Origin of the sequence: Methylobacillus flagellatus KT, from assembly GCF_000013705.1 — a bacterium.
Classification (GTDB): domain Bacteria; phylum Pseudomonadota; class Gammaproteobacteria; order Burkholderiales; family Methylophilaceae; genus Methylobacillus; species Methylobacillus flagellatus.
Genome location: NC_007947.1, coordinates 2,458,565 through 2,471,720, shown reverse-complemented (window position 1 = coordinate 2,471,720; position 13,156 = coordinate 2,458,565). Strand labels below are relative to the sequence as shown.

Sequence of the window (13,156 nt, the reverse complement as noted above, 5' to 3'; positions counted from 1 at the left end):
TCCTGCTGCGTTATCTTGATTGCAGAGCTTGCTTGAATTTTTCCGTAGCCGCAATCAGGGCGCTCCTGGTGCCGGCTTCCATGCCTGAGTGGCCGGCATCCGGAATTATGTGGAATTCTGCATGAGGCATGGCCTGGTGAAGCTCATATGCTGTCAATGGAGGACACACCATATCGTAGCGGCCTTGTACGATGACGGTAGGTATATGTCGCAGCTGGGCGGAGGCTTCCGCGATCAGGTTGCGTCCCTCGAGGAAGCACTGGTGTTTGATGTAATGGATTTGCACGCGGGCTCGTGCCAGCTCGATGTCGGGGTTGAGGCCCTGTTCGCTGGTGGCGGTTACTGGCAGCAAGGTCATGATGCTGGACTCGAATGCGTTCCAGTGGATGGCGGCCGGTGCGTTGACGGCAGGATCATCTGAAAACACGCGTGCCGCGAATGCAGTCAAGGGGTCATGCCGTTCAGCAACAGGCAAGTAGGAAAGCAGCCGATGCCAGGACTCAGGAAAAAAGTGTTGCACGTCATGCAAAAACCACTCCAGCTCGCTCGGGCGACTCAGGAAAATGCCGCGGAGAATGAGACCTGTGACATGTTGCGGATATGCCAAAGCGTAGTTCAGCGCCAGCGTACTACCCCATGAGCCGCCAAACACCAGCCAGCGATCAATGCCCAGGTGCTTGCGCAGCGTGTCCAGATCATTCACTAAATGGCTGGTCGTGTTTTCCCTGATTTCTCCTTGCGGCGTGCTGCGTCCGCAACCTCGCTGATCCACTAGGATAATGCGGTAGTGGCCCGGGTCGAAATAGCGGCGTTGCCCTGGATTGCAACCGCTTCCTGGGCCGCCGTGCAGGAAAATGACCGGTTGACCGGCAGGATTGCCCGATTGTTCATAATAAAGAGCATGCAGGTCTGAGACGGGCAGCATCTCTTGCTGATAGGGTTGAATGTCGGGAAATAATACGTGATTCATGGGTTAAGGCCTTGTCTGTAGCGAGATAAGTCTTCTCTGATATTGGGAAATTGTCTTGTCAAGTTTAGGAATTATTTAATTGTAAGTAAAATGTAAATGAAGTATTGCAAAACATTTTTTCCTGCACTAAGATGCACTCTACTCGCTTTGTGGTGAGTAAAAGGCAAAGTCTCAACGATGCTGCAAAACCCATAATTATAAATGGGAGGTGGTGTATGTGGGGCTGGGTCTTGTTAAACCCTTAGTAGTATCACTATGGAGATTTATAAAAATGGAGATGAGCAAAATCAAGCTGGCGCTTGGGGTGGCATTTGGCATGGCTATGGCTGTGCCCATGGTTGCATCTGCAGCTGCTGACCAGGAAGCCGCAATGAAGGACCCCAATAACTGGGTACATCCACGTGGACAACATAACAACCAGGGTTACAGCACCCTCAATCAAATCAACAAGAGCAACGTCAAGAATGTCAAGGCAGCCTGGCAATTCGCTACCGGTGTAAATCGCGGTCACGAAGGCTCTCCCGTCGTTATTGGTAATATGATGTATGTGCATACAGCGTTCCCTAATAACGTTTACGCGCTTGACTTGAACGACAATCAAAAAATTGTCTGGGCTTACTTCCCCAAGCAGGATCCTTCTGTACAAGCTGTGCTTTGCTGCGATAACGTCAGTCGTGGTCTGGGCTATGGCGATGGCAAGATCTTCCTGCAACAAAATGACGGCGTGCTGGTTGCCCTGGACGCAAAAACTGGTGCCAAGGTCTGGGACGTCAAGGTAAATGATCCCAAGGTTGGTGCAACCAATACCAATGCTCCCCACGTCATCAAGGACAAGGTCCTGACAGGTTGTTCCGGTGCTGAGTTCGGTGTTCGCTGCTTCCTGGTTGCCTACAACATCAAGGATGGCTCTCAGGTATGGAAAGCATACAGCACAGGTCCTGACAGTGAAGTGCTGATCGGCAAGGATTTCAACAAGGACAACCCACATTACAGCGCCCTGTCGGTCTATGAAGACATCAACGGCGGTAACAAGGAAGGTGGCTCCTTCAAGGCTCTGCCCAAGGAAAAGTTGAAGTTCCCTGAGACAGACCTGGGTGTAAAAACCTGGCTCAAGCCACAGGCCGTTAAGGATGGCTGGCAGCATGGCGGTGGCTCCACATGGGGTTGGTGGCCTTACGATCACAGGACTAATCTGGTGTACTACGGCACTGGTAACCCATCTGTCTGGAATCCGGATGTACGCCCTGGCGACAACAAGTGGTCCATGACTATTTTTGCTCGTGATGTGGATACTGGTATCGCCAAGTGGGGTTATCAAATGACGCCTCACGATGAATGGGATTATGACGGTATCAACGAGGTAATCCTGTTCGACAAGGGTGGCAAGACTTACGCCTGGCACCATGACCGCAACGGTTTTGCGTATACTTTTGATGCACATACCGGCAGCATCATTGCCGCAGAAAAGGTTCACCCATTCGTCAACTGGGCAACGCATGTCGACAAGGCCACGGGCATTCCGCATAAGGATGGCAAATACTCCACTCACCAGGACTATAATACCAAGGGTATCTGCCCTGCTGCGCTAGGTACTAAGGATCAGCAGCCTGCTGCTTACTCCCCACGTACTGGTCTGGTGTACTCTCCTCTGAACCATGTATGTATGACATATGAGCCAGTTGAGTCCAAGTACATTGCTGGTCAGCCATGGGTGGGTGCTACCCTGACCATGTTTGCTGGTCCAGACGGTGTCATGGGTGGTTTTGCTGCTTATGATCCAATGACCAATAAGGCCAAGTGGTACAACAAGGAGAAATTCTCTGCTTGGGGTGGTGCTCTGGCAACGGCTTCCGATCTGGTGTTCTACGGTACGCTTGATCGTTGGTTCAAGGCATTGGATGCGCAAACTGGTAAGGAGCTCTGGAAGTTCCAAGTAGGTTCCGGTGTGATTGGCAATGCGTTTACATATAGTCATAAGGGTAAGCAATACGTTGGTGTACTGTCCGGTATCGGCGGTTGGGCTGGCGTTGCGATGAACCTGGGACTGGAAAATGAAACCGATGCGTTGGGCGCTGCCGGTGGTTATAAGGAGCTGACCAAGTACAACGCCGCTCCTGGTGGTGGTGCACTGAACGTGTTTAGCCTGTAATCTTGTTGCATTTGATGCGGAAGATTCAAAGCTGACATGGGTTAGCTGTTCCCAAGCACCCTGTCCTAGGACGGGGTGCTTTTATCTTTGATAGGCAATTAGTTAGCTTGCTTATCAACGTAGAAGGAAGTAGGTAATGCTTAAAACGCTGAAAAAGGTCTCATTAGTGCTTGTGCTGTCTGGTGTGAGCCAGTTTGTGATGGCAGGCGCTGCTGTCAATACATTGGAAGTTGATACGGAAGTGGGACGCGGTGGCCTGCCGGTACGTGAAGACAACCCCAATGAATTGAGGGTGTGTGCCGACTATGACAATTTGCCTTATTCAAATGGCAAGCAGGAAGGCTTCGAGAACAAGATCGCCGAACTGATCGCCAAGGATCTTGGCAAGACCCTGACCTACCAATTCTGGTATGACCGTATGGGATTCATTCGAAACACATTGAATGCGCGACGATGTGATGTGATTATTGGTACCGTGGCTGGCAATGACATGATGTTGACGTCCAAGCCCTATTATCGCTCAGGATATGTCTTTGTCTATCGTAAGGACAGTGGCTACGACATCAAGGACTGGGACTCTCCTGATCTGCGTAAAGGGATTATCGGCGTGGTAGGGCAGACGCCGCCCTCGCGACCGCTCAATGACAAGGGTTTGCTCGGCAACTCGCGTCCATACCGTATCCAGCGCGACCTCAATCTGCCTCCAAGTTTCGTGATCGACGATCTGGTCAAGGGTGAGATTGATGTTGCCATCCTGTGGGGACCCATTGCCGGATACTATGCCAAGAAAGCACCCATTCCCTTGGTCGTGGTTCCTGCTCCAGAATATGAACAGGAAAATATTCATGGCAAGGAATACTGGAATATTTCACTGGGCGTACGTAAACGCGACAAGGAGCGGCTTGCGATGTTGCAGGAGGTGCTGGACAGGCGTCATGACGATATCATCAAGATACTTGACGAATACGGTATCCCCCATGTGCCGATTGTCGAAGATGACGACATCGAGAAAAAGTCCAAAAGCAGGGGGGATGTTATTCCTAAATTTGAGTAATATTTTTCATGAACCGGGTCAACTATTCATAGTCTGACACGTTGATGAAGTTGCAGACTCGTGATTTTCAAAAAAATAGTCGAAGTTTAAATGTTCAAAAAGCAAGGAGAAAGTATGTTGAACCATGGAGTGATCAAAGCAACCTTGGCAGCCTCTGTATTGGCGCTCGCAGGATTGGCTATGCCGATGCAGGCAAGTGCTGCATGTAATCTCGTTTCTACCAAGGATAACAGCCCATTGAACATCAAGGTCGAAGAGGGGGATACTCCCGAGGCCAAGGAGTTCTTGGAGACTTGCGTCAACCCCTACACCAAAATTTATGTAGAGGATCCCAATAAGGCGAAGCAAGGTAAGAGGAAATTTGGTCTTTATTCTTGCACGACTTGCCATGGGCCGAATGGTGATGGTCAGGTAGCCGTGTCGATTACCGATGATCGTTGGCAATACTCCAAGCACATCACGGACAAGGGCTTGTTTGAAACTATCGCCGGTGGTACCAATGGTGGCATGGCTGCCTGGCATAAGCAGGTGGCCAACAATCCAGATCTGGTGACGACTGATGAGATCCTCAAGATTATCGGTTTCTTGCGCAGCCAATACAAGGGCGGCGGCGACAAGCCATGGTTGAACGAAAAGCCACAGAAATAACGAGCGTGGAACATAGTGGGTTTGTATTTTCTAACTCGCTGAGTTCCCCCTGGTAGCCAAGAGACGGTCATTGTTTTTGCAATGACCGTTTTTTTATGCGCGAAGCCTGGTCTTTAGAGGTAAAATCTGAATATTCTTTCTTGAGCAAGTTGGCTTCGTCTGAGGGTAGACAGATAGTCCGTTGAGGAATAACAGTGCTGCGCTTGCTCTGAAAATGTATGGATTTACATTGATTAGTCCTGGAAAGTGAAGTTATGCAATTGGAAAAGCAAACAAATTCAGATTTGCACCGTGTTGTTATCGTCGGTGGTGGGGCGGGTGGTCTAGAGCTTGCCACACGCCTGGGTAGAACTCTGGGGCGCAAGAAAAAAGCTCATATCACCCTCATCGATTGCACTCGTACTCATGTCTGGAAGCCACTGTTGCATGAAATTGCCGCTGGGAGCATGAATCCAGACAAGCATGAGCTAGATTATATTGCCCAGGCGCATTGGCATCACTTTCATTTCCGCCTGGGGCGTATGGATGGCCTGGATCGTACCAAGAAGGAGGTGACTGTCGCACCCTATTATGATGATGGGGTTGAGGTCATTCCGCGTCGCACGTTCAAGTATGACACCTTGATTATTGCCGTCGGTAGCACGACAAATGACTTTGGAATTTCCGGCGCGCGTGAGCATTCCATTGCACTGGATACGCAAAATCAGGCTGAACGTTTTCATCGCCAATTAACGAATGCCTTGATGAGGGCGCAAACTCAGGCCGAACCGATTCAAGCCGGGCAGCTAGAGGTTGTGATCGTAGGGGCTGGTGCCACAGGCGTCGAACTTGCTGCGGAGCTACACAATACTACGCGTGAGTTAGCCGCATATGGATTGGACAAGATTGATCCTGATCGCGATATCAAGATTTCCATCATTGAGGCAAGTGATCGTGTATTGCCTGCGTTGCCTCCCAAACTTTCAAAAGCAGTAGATACTGAGCTACGCAAGCTGGGTGTACATGTCTATGTCGGAGAGAGAGTCACAGAGGTGACAGATAAAGGGGTGTATACCCATAGCGGCCGATTCATTCCTTCCTCGCTGGTAGTATGGGCAGCTGGCATCAAGGCGCCCGACTTTCTCCGAGAGCTGGATGGTCTGGAGGTCAATCGTATCAATCAGCTGGTGGTCAAGCGCACGCTACAAACCACGCTGGATGAGAATATTTTTGCTTTTGGTGATTGCGCCGCCTGCCCTTGGCCTGGTCACGATGAGAATGTGCCTCCGCGTGCCCAGGCTGCTCACCAGCAGGCTTCAATGTTGGTCAAAACCGTAAAGGCCCGAGTGGCAGGTAAGAGTAATCTTCCGGAATTCACCTATCGCGATTATGGGTCGCTGGTCAATCTTGGGCGCTACTCTACTGTAGGTAGCCTCATGGGCGCGATTGCCGGTGGCAGCATGTACATTGAAGGCTTATTTGCGCGCTTGATGTATCAGTCCTTGTATCAAATGCACCTGATGGCGTTGCATGGTTTCTTCGCTGTGGTGCTCCAGATATTGGCGCGCCTGATTACCAGGAGGACAGAGGCCAGGGTCAAGCTGCATTGATACACTTTACATCTGATAGAAAATAGATAAAGCCCGGCTGGTCCGGGCTTTATCTTTGATGGATAGATAGTAGCTATCCATCAAAAGGCTAATAGTCTATTTATTGTCTTGAATGTTGAGCCTGATAAAGCTTGTATATGCCGCCCATGCTCAGGCTGACGAATAGGCCGAAGACCACAATAATAAAGTTGATGTGAATATCTGCCTTGATCATGAGGGTGTACAGACTGATCAACGCGGCAATACCTAAGTTTTCGTTGAAGTTTTGTACGGCAATGGAGTGGCCAGCTCCGATAAGCAAGTGCCCGCGATGCTGCAGCAAGGCGTTCAGTGGTACCACCAGGTAGCCGCTCAAGGCGCCGATCAGCATGAGCAGGACGCAAGCAAGAAGCCAGTTGCTGACAAATGCCATTGCAATGACCAGTAAACCAACCACGATGCCAACAGGAAGCACGCGGACAGAATGCTCGAGTTTGATCATGCGCGCTGCGGCAATAGAGCCAATGGCAATGCCGATCGCAACCACGACCATGAGATAGGTGGATTGTTCTTGAGTGAAGTTCAAGGCAAAGCCGGCCCAGGCAAGCACAACGAAGCGCAGCGTGGCCGCTACCCCCCAGAATAGCGTGGTGACGGCAAGGGAAACCTGGCCCTGAGCATCCTTCCACAGTGTCTTGGTCGCAATCCAGAAGTCCTTGATCAGAAACACTGGGGTTTTCTTCGGAGGTTTATGGTCTACCGGTACGCGGGGGATGTAGATATTGAAGATGGCTGCGGATAGATAAAGTATCGTGATGACGATCATGGCAACCTGGATGTCGATGCTGGGAAGAATTGCACCAATGACAGTGCCCAGCACGATGGCCATGACAGTGGAGCCTTCCATCCAGCCATTGGCCTTGACGAGCATGGAATGGGGCAAGTATTCGGTCAGGATGCCATATTTCGCAGGAGAATATGCTGCAGCACCGATCCCCACAATGCCATAGGCATATAAAGGCGGGACTCCCAATACCATGGCGGTACTGCCAATGAATTTGATGGCATTGGATACAAACATCACCCGGCCTTTGGGAAAAGCATCAGCAAAGGCGCCAACAAAAGGGGCAAGCAAGATATAGGAGATGACAAAAAACCATTGTAGCAATGGATCATGCCAGCTCGGTGCCTCCAGTTCTCTCAAGAGGGCAATTGCGGTGAACAGCAATGCATTGTCAGCCAGCGCAGATAAGAATTGCGCTAGCAGTATGATATAAAAACCCCAGTTCATCGCTGCTTTATTGCACCCCAGTAAGGGGATTGCATTTTCCTGTCATTATGACTGGCTGTGCCAGATTGAGTCATGGTATTGACCGATTATTACAATATTTCTGCGGCAAAGTCTGCCAGCCTGGATCGCTCTCCGCGAACCAGGGTAATGTGTCCGTTATGCTTCCAGCCCTTGAAGCGATCGACAACATAGGTCAGGCCGGAACTTCCTTCTGTGAGGTAAGGCGTGTCGATTTGCGCAATATTACCTAAACAAACCACTTTCGTCCCGGGTCCAGCACGCGTAATAAGCGTTTTCATCTGTTTTGGCGTCAGATTCTGGGCTTCATCAATAATGAGGAACTTATGTAGGAAAGTGCGTCCACGCATGAAGTTCAATGATTTTACCTTGATACGGGTACGTATTAGATCCTGGGTCGCTGCGCGGCCCCATTCCCCGGCGTCCTCGTCGGATTTGTTGAGTACGTCGAGGTTGTCTTCCAAAGCCCCCATCCACGGCGCCATTTTCTCCTCTTCTGTGCCGGGTAGAAAGCCGATATCCTCTCCGACCGGGACAGTGACACGTGTCATGATGATTTCACTGTAAATCTTCTTATCTAATGTTTGTGTCAGTGCTGAGGCTAACGTCAACAAGGTTTTACCAGTGCCAGCCTGGCCAAGCAGCGTCACGAAGTCTACATCGGGATCCATCAGCAGGTTGAGGGCGAAGTTCTGTTCTCGATTGCGGGCTGTGATGCCCCAGATGTTGTGTTTGGGCTGGGTGTAGTCCTTGACGACTTCCAGCACGGCTGTATTTCCTTCAATTGAGCGTACGATGGCATGGAACGGCTTTTCGAATTCGTAATAGACGAACTCATTCACCAGAAAGCCTTTGCATAGCGGCCCGGTGATGCGGTAAAACATTCTACCTGCATCCTGCCATGACTCCATGGCCTTGCTGTGCTTGTCCCAGAAGTCGGCGGGAAGCTCTTTCATGCCGGTGTAGAGCAGGTCGGTGTCTTCCAGCACCTTGTCGTTGAAGTAGTCTTCCGCAGCCACACCAATTGCGCGTGCCTTGATGCGAATATTGATATCCTTGCTGACAAGAACCACTTCCCGGCTGGGCTGGGACGCCTGCAGGCTGAGCACCACGCTTAGTATCTGGTTGTCGGCCTTGCTGCCTGCCAGCATGGGCAATTCTGTCGTCACGGCCTCTGTCTGCATAAATAGTTTGCCGCTGACATGCTTGTTGCCGTTCATCGAAAGTGGACAGCCTTTTTCCAGGCCTGCGAGGTTACTACCCACGATCTCCTCTAGGTTCCGACTTGCCTGGCGCGCATTGCGGGCCACCTCTGTCATCCCTTTTTTATTGTTGTCCAGTTCTTCCAGCGTGACCATGGGAAGATAAATATCATGTTCCTCAAAGCGGAACAGGCTTGATGGATCGTGCATGAGCACGTTGGTGTCAAGTACAAACAGTTTGGTGCTTGCCGTGCGCTTTCTGATCATCTGGCTGCCTTTTTAAAGGGATTGAATGAATTCGAGCACTTGCTGTGCATGACCGTCAACTTTTACTTTCCGCCATTCGCGAATCAGGACACCCTGTTCATCGACAACGAAAGTGCTGCGTTCTATACCACGTACTTCTTTACCATAAAGTTTCTTCATCTTGATTACGTCGAACAACGTACAGGCTTTTTCTTCGGAATCTGATAGTAATTCAAAAGGGAAGCTGAACTTCGCTTTGAAGTTTTCGTGAGATTTGAGACTATCGCGCGAGATCCCGACAATATCGGTATTGCTGGCCTTAAATGCTTCATAGAGATCGCGCAGGTCTTTGCCTTGATTGGTACAGCCAGGGGTATTGTCTTTTGGATAGAAGTAAATAATCAGCTTTTTGCCAATATAATCAGATAGCTTGAAGATTTTTCCGCTGGTAGAAGGTAATTCAAAGTCGGGAATTGCTTGATTCAACATAGTAGACATGAAATTCTAGACGCTCCCATTGTTGATAAAAACAGCAAAGATGGCAAGCAAGTTTATGGGCGTCTTCTGCTCATTGGCTTCATTGCGGCTCATAGTCGCGCGGCAGGACGATGTCAATCATGGTGCCGCCCTTTACCTGATGATTGAAATGGATATGTCCTGATAGTGCTTCCATTGCCTTGAATGCAAAAGGAATTCCCAGCCCTGTGCCAAAGCGTTTTGTGGTGGGGGCGGGGCTGGCGGCATGAGGGTCTGGAATGAATGGCATGCCTGGCCCCTGGTCGCTGATCCTAAGACGTATGCTGTCTTCGGCGATATCACACTCAATGGTGATTGCGCTTGATGGCGGGGACGCTTCCACGGCATTCAGTAACAGGTTGTATAGTGCCTGCTCAAGCAGGTTCTCGTCGGTAAACATGTTGTCATTCACATTCTGCCAGTCTGGCAGTTGTATCGATATCTGCTTTTCCTGGATTTTCTGCTGCAAGGGCGATAGCGCGCCTTGCAATACCTGGCGCAGGGTCATGGCGCTGGCATGGGGCTTCAATGGATGTAGGTACGCGAGCAAGGCACGAGTCCAGCGGTCTAGACGGTCCACGGTATTGATGATGGCCGTGAGTGAGTCGCGTGTTTCCTGGTCGAGATTGGCACTGTCTGCTACTTGGGCTGTAGCACGGATGCTGGCCAATGGGTTACGGATGTTGTGGGCCAGCATTGGTACCAGCAGCCCAAGCGCCGCTTGCTTCTCCGAGCGCACCAATGCTTCTTGGCTCCGGCTCAGTTCTTGCGCCATGCTATTGATAGCGCACGACAATGCAGCTAACTCAGCAACACCTTCTTCAGGCGCCTTGTGGTCCAGGTTGCCCGCACTGATTTCGCGAGTGGCATGCAAGACATTGCGGATGGGCCACACAATGGCTCGTTTGAGGAAAATGTGGGAAAACACCAGGAGCAGCAACGCCAGTCCGATGGGGATAATCAATAGGGTGAAGGCTATGTGCTTGACGTCTTCCAAACGTGCAGAAAGTTCACTGTGCTTCAGAAGCAGCAAGCGCTCGGCCCGTGCGGAAATAATTTCATAATGATGAAAGATGCTGGATTCCAAATGGGTATTCAATGCCTTTTCCAGCTCGGCATTATTGTAGCCTTCTACCAGGGTAAAGATATGCTGGGTTTCCTGGATTAAATCCTGATAGCTGGCATTCAGTTCCTGAATGGCTGACCTTTCCTGGCTGTCCGCGGAAAGTGCCAGAAGCTTGCGGAAGTGTGCGTCGATTGAAAGCGTATAGACGTTATATTCTTCTTGTGCTTGCGGGTCTTTCAAAAAGTGCAGGTCGAACAACTCTTTCATTTGTCTATACAAGTCACCACGTGTTTGCTGGATTTCCTGGACCATGAGGTGAATGCGTTGGGATTCCTGGGATGACTTATCCCAGATGCGCATTCCTATGACGCCCGCGGCTCCGGCAAGGATGACCAGCAGGAAGAACGTCAACTCATGAATCAGTAAAACATCTTTCAACGACTTGGCGTGGGGCCGACTGCTCATGACGATTCCAGTGTGAAAGGAATCGGCACCAAGATGACGAGGTTCTTGGTGTTACGCAATATTTCTGGCGGCTGTGGCAAGGGAGAGGCTTTTCTCACCATGGTGATGGCTTGCTCATCCAATACTTGATGACCGCTGGATTTTTTCACGTGTGTCGACAGCACGTGGCCGGTCTCATCACAATGCACCTCCAATAAAACCTCGCCTTCCCATCCCCGCATTTGGGCAATCCTCGGATACTGTTTGTGCTTGGCAATGGCCTGTGAAAGCAGGGATCCATACAAATTGCGTGCTGCCTCGATATCCTGCTGGCTCGGGCCCGCTGGCTGGGGTGGTAGTGCAGGCTCATGCACAGGAGGTGCGGCAGGGGCAGGCTGGGCTGATGGTGTTGGTTCATCTCCCGGAGGCGCTGTCATGACTTCTTGGACAGTCGTCGGGCTGGTCGCTTCTGTGGTTTCATGTGCTTCAGGGGATGGCTCTGCAAGAGCAGGTTCTGGCGGTTTTGTGACGGGTCTGGGAGGGGAGGGCACCGGCGCGGGCGCCGGTTTGTGCACGACGGGGACGGGCTCTGGGTCTGGCTGCTTGACTGGTGCCGGTGGGTTGATGGTATCTGGCTCCGGCAAGGCAACGGATGGAGCCAGAGTGGGTTGTTGCGTTACCAGCTCGACTTGAAGCGTTGTCTGTTCAATCGGTTCCGGAGCCGTAAAGTTCAGCGCAGGCAATTGCATGAATAGCATGATATGGAGTGCCAACGACGCGAGAACAGCCCAGCCGATGTTATGCCGGTTTATCTGAGCAGGGGCTGAGTAGGAGATCGCAACCAAGATGTGGGTGATTTGTGATGGATTATTAGAAAGAAAGCATTGTTAATTATAGACCGACCCTGGATGCCTTCATGAAATTATTCCCATTCGAGCACAGGATAAATCAGATTGACATTGCGTCGGTTGACTTCATGGAACAATTGCCAGTGACCAGACTCGCTAGCTGCAGCACTTTCCATCGCCTGTTGCATGCTGTGCCCCTGCTTGATGGCTTTACGGACATCATGCAGTAAAAGGTTGAGGTAACGGGCCTGATTACTCAAGGCGCCTTGCAAATCTTGCGTGGCGGGCCCATGGCCGGGCACTGCAAGCTGTATTCCGGTCAACTTCTGCAAGTCTTCAATGGCAGACAGCCATCCCTTGATATCGCCATCTATGGAGGGAGCGCGTTCGATGAAAAGCAGATCCCCCGTCCATAGTGTGCCGGTGGTCTCATCCAATACGGTAAGGTCGGTATTGGTATGGGCGTTCGGGTACGCTGTCAACAGCAGCTTTCGCCCCCCAATATCTAGTTCCTGAAAGGACGCTACCAGTTGTGTGGGTGGGATGATCTCGCTTTCCGAAAATTGTATGCCGAGAAGCTTTTGGCCTTGGCGTAAATAAGCTTCGCCACGCAGTGCCATGGCATTCGGCAGTTTGGCATGGCCGATGAATACTGGATGCTCCTGTTTGAAGGCTGCATTACCGAAAATATGGTCAGGATGAATGTGGGTGTTGATGACATACAAAACAGGCAGGTCAGTTATTTCTCGAATGGCGGAGAGCAGGGCCTCACCTACCTGCCGGCTGCCGCCCGTGTCAATAACGGCCACTCCTTTTGCGCCAATGATGAAGCCGATATTGCTGATATCTCCCTGGTACCCATCGTCCAGGTCGAGATGGGCACCTTGGTGCATATAGACCCCAGGCGCTACTTGTTGCACAGACAGTGCTGATGGCTGGCTATGCGCACATGATGGTATCCCCAGCAGGCTGACAGCGTAGAATAGAGGGGCAATGCAATGGATGAGCTGACGAACCATACATGAGGGAATGCAAAAATTGCATGTTAAATGGGGATATACAATTCTGTAAATACCCCAATTGAACTTGAGAAGTATCGCAGCGTCTGAAACAATGCGTTTAAACGACAACTATAA

General features: G+C 50.8%; 11 protein-coding genes. 4 read left to right on the top strand and 7 right to left on the bottom strand.

Going from position 1 to position 13,156, the window contains the following annotated elements; all coding sequences use genetic code 11:
* Positions 1 to 10 precede the first annotated feature (10 nt).
* A complete protein-coding gene (pip, locus tag MFLA_RS11825; RefSeq protein WP_011480536.1) occupies positions 11 to 970 on the bottom strand; it encodes a prolyl aminopeptidase in 960 nt (319 codons plus the stop codon).
* Positions 971 to 1,241: 271 nt separating this feature from the next.
* On the opposite strand from pip, the gene MFLA_RS11820 reads away from it, so the two are divergent.
* The 4 genes from MFLA_RS11820 (at position 1,242) to MFLA_RS11805 (ending at position 6,410) form a co-directional block, all read left to right on the top strand.
* Entirely contained in the window at positions 1,242 to 3,119 is a 1,878-nt protein-coding gene (locus MFLA_RS11820; RefSeq protein ID WP_011480535.1) for a methanol/ethanol family PQQ-dependent dehydrogenase, read from the top strand.
* 136 nt (positions 3,120 to 3,255) lie between these two features.
* The gene (locus tag MFLA_RS11815; protein WP_011480534.1) at positions 3,256 to 4,173 is read left to right on the top strand and encodes a substrate-binding domain-containing protein; all 918 of its coding nucleotides are present in this window, start codon (positions 3,256 to 3,258) and stop codon (positions 4,171 to 4,173) included.
* Between the two features lie 114 nt (positions 4,174 to 4,287).
* Complete coding sequence (locus tag MFLA_RS11810) at positions 4,288 to 4,821, top strand: c-type cytochrome (RefSeq protein WP_011480533.1); 534 nt, start codon at positions 4,288 to 4,290, stop codon at positions 4,819 to 4,821.
* Between the two features lie 254 nt (positions 4,822 to 5,075).
* A complete protein-coding gene (locus MFLA_RS11805) occupies positions 5,076 to 6,410 on the top strand; it encodes an NAD(P)/FAD-dependent oxidoreductase (protein ID WP_011480532.1) in 1,335 nt (444 codons plus the stop codon).
* A 100-nt stretch (positions 6,411 to 6,510) separates the two neighbouring features.
* Here MFLA_RS11805 and lplT read toward each other — a convergent pair whose 3' ends face one another.
* The 6 genes from lplT to MFLA_RS11775 all read right to left on the bottom strand — a co-directional run bounded on the left by lplT (position 6,511) and on the right by MFLA_RS11775 (position 13,039).
* Positions 6,511 to 7,680, bottom strand: a complete 1,170-nt coding sequence (gene lplT, locus MFLA_RS11800) for a lysophospholipid transporter LplT (protein ID WP_011480531.1) — start codon at positions 7,678 to 7,680, stop codon at positions 6,511 to 6,513.
* Positions 7,681 to 7,769: 89 nt separating this feature from the next.
* The gene (locus MFLA_RS11795) at positions 7,770 to 9,167 is read right to left on the bottom strand and encodes a PhoH family protein (protein WP_011480530.1); all 1,398 of its coding nucleotides are present in this window, start codon (positions 9,165 to 9,167) and stop codon (positions 7,770 to 7,772) included.
* Positions 9,168 to 9,179: 12 nt separating this feature from the next.
* Entirely contained in the window at positions 9,180 to 9,635 is a 456-nt protein-coding gene (locus tag MFLA_RS11790) for a peroxiredoxin (RefSeq protein ID WP_048811723.1), read from the bottom strand.
* An 88-nt stretch (positions 9,636 to 9,723) separates the two neighbouring features.
* Entirely contained in the window at positions 9,724 to 11,193 is a 1,470-nt protein-coding gene (locus tag MFLA_RS11785) for a sensor histidine kinase (protein ID WP_011480528.1), read from the bottom strand.
* Positions 11,190 to 11,930, bottom strand: a complete 741-nt coding sequence (locus MFLA_RS11780; protein WP_011480527.1) for an energy transducer TonB — start codon at positions 11,928 to 11,930, stop codon at positions 11,190 to 11,192. Before MFLA_RS11780 ends, MFLA_RS11785 begins: the two co-directional genes overlap by 4 nt.
* A 164-nt stretch (positions 11,931 to 12,094) precedes the next feature.
* Complete coding sequence (locus MFLA_RS11775) at positions 12,095 to 13,039, bottom strand: quinoprotein relay system zinc metallohydrolase 2 (protein WP_011480526.1); 945 nt, start codon at positions 13,037 to 13,039, stop codon at positions 12,095 to 12,097.
* Positions 13,040 to 13,156 lie beyond the last annotated feature (117 nt).

Excerpts from the sequence above, each read along its gene's own strand:
- MFLA_RS11780 (WP_011480527.1), bottom strand. The coding sequence starts at position 11,930 with ATGCTATTCATGCAATTGCCTGCGCTGAACTTTACGGCTCCGGAACCG.
- MFLA_RS11815 (WP_011480534.1), top strand. The coding sequence starts at position 3,256 with ATGCTTAAAACGCTGAAAAAGGTCTCATTAGTGCTTGTGCTGTCTGGT.
- MFLA_RS11790 (WP_048811723.1), bottom strand. The coding sequence starts at position 9,635 with ATGTTGAATCAAGCAATTCCCGACTTTGAATTACCTTCTACCAGCGGA.
- MFLA_RS11785 (WP_011480528.1), bottom strand. The coding sequence starts at position 11,193 with ATGAGCAGTCGGCCCCACGCCAAGTCGTTGAAAGATGTTTTACTGATT.
- pip (WP_011480536.1), bottom strand. The coding sequence starts at position 970 with ATGAATCACGTATTATTTCCCGACATTCAACCCTATCAGCAAGAGATG.
- lplT (WP_011480531.1), bottom strand. The coding sequence starts at position 7,680 with ATGAACTGGGGTTTTTATATCATACTGCTAGCGCAATTCTTATCTGCG.
- MFLA_RS11805 (WP_011480532.1), top strand. The coding sequence starts at position 5,076 with ATGCAATTGGAAAAGCAAACAAATTCAGATTTGCACCGTGTTGTTATC.
- MFLA_RS11795 (WP_011480530.1), bottom strand. The coding sequence starts at position 9,167 with ATGATCAGAAAGCGCACGGCAAGCACCAAACTGTTTGTACTTGACACC.
- MFLA_RS11820 (WP_011480535.1), top strand. The coding sequence starts at position 1,242 with ATGGAGATGAGCAAAATCAAGCTGGCGCTTGGGGTGGCATTTGGCATG.
- MFLA_RS11775 (WP_011480526.1), bottom strand. The coding sequence starts at position 13,039 with ATGGTTCGTCAGCTCATCCATTGCATTGCCCCTCTATTCTACGCTGTC.
- MFLA_RS11810 (WP_011480533.1), top strand. The coding sequence starts at position 4,288 with ATGTTGAACCATGGAGTGATCAAAGCAACCTTGGCAGCCTCTGTATTG.